The sequence below is a fragment of the Streptomyces sp. NPDC050743 genome (assembly GCF_044456925.1).
Classification (GTDB): Bacteria; Actinomycetota; Actinomycetes; order Streptomycetales; family Streptomycetaceae; genus Streptomyces.
Genome location: NZ_JBITGJ010000326.1, coordinates 1 through 1,503, shown reverse-complemented (window position 1 = coordinate 1,503; position 1,503 = coordinate 1). Strand labels below are relative to the sequence as shown.

At 68.3% G+C, this 1,503-nt stretch carries 2 protein-coding genes; both read right to left on the bottom strand.

Annotated elements, in window-relative coordinates; genetic code table 11:
* Positions 1–878: ATP-binding cassette domain-containing protein (locus tag ACIBJF_RS53390; RefSeq protein WP_399185114.1), on the bottom strand; the 878-nt coding region annotated here is incomplete at its 3' end.
* A 4-nt stretch (positions 879–882) separates the two neighbouring features.
* Positions 883–1,503: ABC transporter permease (locus tag ACIBJF_RS53385; RefSeq protein ID WP_399185113.1), on the bottom strand; the 621-nt coding region annotated here is incomplete at its 5' end.

The following is a 1,503-nucleotide window of genomic DNA, read 5'->3' as shown; positions in this document are numbered from 1 at the left end:
ACGGGTGCGGTGAGGTCTTCCTCTTCGGGGAGTTCGTCGGTGTCGACGCCGCGTACCTGGGCCAGTTCGTGTTTGAGGGCGGCGAGTTCGGCGCCGCCGGCCATGTGGTTGGTCAGTTCCTCCAGGCCGACCTCGGTGCGGGAGGCGGACAGTTCCAGGGTGCCCAGGCGCAGCACGCTGAAGTGGTCGCCGACCATGTAGGCGTGGTGGGGGTTGTGGGTGATGAAGATGACGCCCAGGCCGCGGTCGCGGGCGGCGGCGATGTACTTCAGCACCACGCCGGACTGCTTGACGCCCAGGGCGGCGGTGGGCTCGTCCAGGATCAGCACGCGGGCGCCGAAGTGGACGGCGCGGGCGATGGCCACGCACTGGCGCTGGCCGCCGGAGAGGGTGCCGATGGGCTGTTCCAGGTCGTCCAGGACGATGCCCATGTTGCGCAGTTCCCGGTCGGCGGTCTTCTTCATCGCCGCGATGTCCAGGCGCCGCAGCGGCCAGGGCCCGCGGGTCATTTCCGAGCCGAGGAAGAAGTTGCGCCACACCGGCATCAGCGGCACGGTGGCCAGGTCCTGGTAGACCGCCGCGATGCCCTTGTCGAGGGCCTCGCGCGGGCCGGCGAAGCGCACCGGGCGCCCGTCGACGAGGAACTCGCCCTCGGTGTGCTGGTGCAACCCGGAAATGATCTTGATGAGGGTGGACTTGCCGGCGCCGTTGTCGCCCAGCACGCACGTCACCCGGCCGGCGTGGACCTTCAGGTCGACGCCGTGCAGGGCGCGGATGTTGCCGTAGGACTTGCCGGCCTTGCGCAGTTCGACCAGCAGGCCGTCCTCGGCGGGCGGTGCGTCCGCGACCACGGTGGCGTGGGTCTTGTCGTCGGTCATCGTTTTACCTCCGGGTCGCGGTGCGCTGGACCCACAGATTGATCAGGACGGCGCCGAGCAGCATCACGCCCAGGAAGGCCTTGAACCAGTCGGGGTTCCAGCCGGCGTAGACGATGCCCTGGTTGACCATGCCGAACATGAACGCCCCGAAGACCGGGCCGATCGCCGAGCCGGCGCCGCCGGTGAGCAGACAGCCGCCGATCACGGCCGCCGCGATGTAGATCAGTTCCTGGCCCACGCCCTCACCGGACTGCACGGTGTTGAAGGAGAACAGCTGGTGCATGCCGATGAACCAGGCGCCGAAGCCGACCAGCATGAACAGCGAGATCTTGGTGAAGGTCACCGGGACACCGACCGCCCGGGCGGAGTCCTTGCTGCCGCCGACCGCGAAGATCCAGTTGCCGTACTTCGTGCGCAGCAGCACCCACGTCGCGATCGCGGCGAAGACCAGCCACCACACCACGGTGATCTTCACCTGGACCCCGCCGACGTCGAACGAGGAGGCGAAGACCTTCCTGGCCTGGTCGAAGCCGTCCATGTCGCTGATGTCGTCGGTGGCCACGTTGCCGGTGACCAGCTTGGTCACCGCCAGGTTCACGCCCTGCAGGATCAGGAAGGTGCCCAG